This is a genomic window from Flavobacterium sp., from assembly GCF_044373165.1.
Classification (GTDB): domain Bacteria; phylum Bacteroidota; class Bacteroidia; order Flavobacteriales; family Flavobacteriaceae; genus Flavobacterium.
Genome location: NZ_JBILQL010000135.1, coordinates 1 through 3,024, shown reverse-complemented (window position 1 = coordinate 3,024; position 3,024 = coordinate 1). Strand labels below are relative to the sequence as shown.

Here is a 3,024-nt window from a genome sequence, read left to right as displayed (position 1 = left end):
ATCTATCACGAAGAAAGTGATGGTGGAGAGAAAATAATGTATTGAATAAATATTATTTTTTCAAAGTTATATTAATAACCTCTAAATAAAATTAGAGGTTATTTTATTTAGACAATCAAAGTAAAAGATTTAAGAAATTCTATAATTTGATTTGAAAATAAGTCTATAGCGGTCACTATAATAGCTCAAGTTAACTCTTGGGCTTTTTTTATATCTTTAGCCAATGGAAGTTTTTTTGGCCCTTGTTATCCTGTTGGTATTTGGTTCGTTCTTGGTTTATACAGGGATGTTCATATTGAGTTTTTTAGACGATATTAGTATAGCCCTTTTTCAAAAGCCACTTTACATACATCTTTACATCAAACGGAAGAAGATAACCGCTCAGGAAGAGTTTGTCCTCAGACAACAGTTTGAATTTTACCGTAAGCTTTCAGACAAACATAAAGCCTACTTTCACCACCGATTGGCATCTTTTACCGAGAAATATGAATTCATCCCAAGGGAAGGATTCCAAGTAACGCATGAGGTACAAACCTTAATTGCCGGTACTTATGTCATGTTGACTTTCGGAATGCGACGTTATTTGGTGGATGCTTTTGATAAAATTATCCTTTACCCGGAAGAGTACTACTCGAATCATTCGGAGGATTATCATAAAGGAGAATTTAACCCGCGTCTGAAGACTGTTGTTTTTTCATGGAAGCACTTTACGGAAGGTTACCAAGTCGATAACGACAATCTAAATCTAGGCATACACGAGTTCTCGCATGTAATTCACCACCACAGTTTAAGGAATAACGACGGTAGTTCGTTGTCTTTCAGAAAGCATTACGACAAGTTGTATGAGCAAGTCAATCATCCGCCGAATCGCCAGCGTTTAATCGATTCTGATTATTTCCGAATTTATGCTTTTACCAATCAGTTTGAGTTTATTTCGGTTATAGTTGAGCATTATTTTGAAACGCCTGAAGAATTCCAATTACAATTCCCCGAATTGTTCAATCTTGTGAGTAAAATGCTGAATCACAAACATTAATTTTGAAACTTCTGAAGTCTTTATAGTTGGGTTAATTTCTTCAAATTAGCTACAGTTTGTGTTGGATTTTGTGCGCTGAAGACATAACTGCCGGCTACCAAAACATCAGCGCCGGCTTGAACTAATTGTTTGGCGTTTGTATCTGTTACACCGCCATCAATTTCGATAATAGTAGGTGCATTTTTACGGATGATCAGTTCTTTTAGTTTTTCGACTTTAGCATAAGTGTTTTCGATAAATGATTGTCCGCCGAATCCGGGATTAACACTCATCAAACACACCAAATCGATGTCTTTGATTACATCTTCGAGTAAGCTTATGTTGGTGTGTGGATTTAAAGCAACACCGGCTTTCATACCTTCCGCTTTGATGGCTTGGAGCGTTCGATGTAAATGTGTACAAGCTTCGTAATGAACAGTCAAGATATTGGCTCCTAAAGAGGCAAAAGTTTTGATGTATCTATCGGGGTCAACAATCATTAAGTGTACATCAATGGTTTTTTTGGCGTGTTTGGAGATGGCTTGTAAAACCGGCATTCCAAAAGAAATATTAGGGACAAAAACACCATCCATAATGTCGATGTGGAACCAATCAGCTTCACTGTCGTTAATCATTTCGATGTCGCGCTGTAAGTTGGCAAAATCGGCTGCAAGGACTGATGGTGCAATAATTGTATTTTTCATTGTAAAAAGTTTGTGTTGTTGGTACAAAATTAGGTTTTTAACTGCAAAGTTCGCTATGTTTTTTTGGGAAGTTGACTTAAGCAGTTTTGGTTGAATTTTAGCTGGGTTTGCGTTAGGGATAGGAAAGGAAATCATTTTTAGATTGCCCGAAGGGAAATGTAAAAATATTGGAATGGATAGCCCGGCCCTTGGGTAACGCCCAAATAAAAAAAGGTGTAAAAAATTAAAACTCCGGAAACCCGAGCGTAGCGAACAGACTGGAGTTTTATTTGCCGTGCAAAAAATAAAACTCCGGTAATCAGCCATTTGATATTAAGAGGAGGAAGCCCATTGGGCTTCAGGTATAATAGCTTAAGCTTGTTTATTCAATCTTGAATTCAGTGCAAATACATTAAAAAATAAAACTCCGGTAATCAGCCGGAGTTTCAATCATCAATCAAAAAACGAACAGTTAATCAGACTGTTGTTGCGGTTATTGGGATTATCCCAAATATGTTTTTAAAATTTTACTTCTGGAAGTATGTTTTAATCTGCGGATTGCTTTTTCTTTAATTTGACGTACACGCTCACGGGTTAAATCGAAAGTTTCTCCAATTTCTTCTAAAGTCATTGGGTGTTGGTCGCCTAATCCAAAATACAAACGAACTACGTCGGCTTCTCTTGGAGTAAGGGTTTCTAAAGAGCGCTCAATTTCGGTACGCAAAGATTCGTGAATCAATTCTCTATCCGGATTGGGCGATTCTCCTGAACGCAATACATCGTACAAGTTAGAGTCTTCACCTTCTACAAGTGGCGCATCCATGGATAAGTGACGACCGGAGTTTTTCATGGACTCTTTTACGTCATTTACAGTCATATCCAATTCTTTGGCAATTTCTTCAGCAGAAGGCGCACGTTCATTAGATTGCTCTAACAAGGCGTACATTTTGTTGATTTTATTGATAGAGCCAATTTTGTTCAAAGGCAAACGAACAATACGAGATTGCTCAGCTAAAGCCTGAAGAATAGATTGACGAATCCACCAAACGGCGTAAGAAATGAATTTAAAACCACGGGTTTCATCAAAACGTTGAGCAGCCTTGATCAATCCTAAATTTCCTTCGTTAATCAAATCGGGTAAGGTTAACCCTTGGTTTTGGTATTGTTTAGCCACGGAAACTACGAAACGTAGGTTGGCTTTGGTCAATTTTTCTAAGGCTCTTTGGTCTCCGGCTTTGATGCGTTGTGCTAATTCCACTTCTTCATCAGCCGTGATCAAATCCACTTTTCCGATTTCTTGTAGGTACTTGTCTAAGGATGCGGTTT

At 37.7% G+C, this 3,024-nt stretch carries 3 protein-coding genes; 1 reads left to right on the top strand and 2 read right to left on the bottom strand.

The features are described from left to right. Nucleotides 1-223: 223 nt before the first annotated feature. Nucleotides 224-1,036 carry a zinc-dependent peptidase gene (locus ACIQ32_RS11645; protein ID WP_396195852.1) on the top strand — a complete coding sequence of 271 codons (813 nt, stop codon included), beginning with the start codon at nucleotides 224-226 and terminating at the stop codon, nucleotides 1,034-1,036. A 20-nt stretch (nucleotides 1,037-1,056) separates the two neighbouring features. Here ACIQ32_RS11645 and rpe read toward each other — a convergent pair whose 3' ends face one another. Both rpe and ACIQ32_RS11635 read right to left on the bottom strand, forming a co-directional pair. After that, a complete protein-coding gene (rpe, locus tag ACIQ32_RS11640) occupies nucleotides 1,057-1,719 on the bottom strand; it encodes a ribulose-phosphate 3-epimerase (protein WP_396195851.1) in 663 nt (220 codons plus the stop codon). A gap of 481 nt (nucleotides 1,720-2,200) precedes the next feature. After that, a partial coding sequence (locus ACIQ32_RS11635; RefSeq protein WP_396195850.1) for an RNA polymerase sigma factor RpoD/SigA occupies nucleotides 2,201-3,024 on the bottom strand: 824 nt, incomplete at its 5' end.

What these genes read in the sequence shown, in the direction of transcription:
- rpe (WP_396195851.1), bottom strand. Translation starts at nt 1,719, where the DNA reads ATGAAAAATACAATTATTGCACCATCAGTCCTTGCAGCCGATTTTGCC.
- ACIQ32_RS11645 (WP_396195852.1), top strand. Translation starts at nt 224, where the DNA reads ATGGAAGTTTTTTTGGCCCTTGTTATCCTGTTGGTATTTGGTTCGTTC.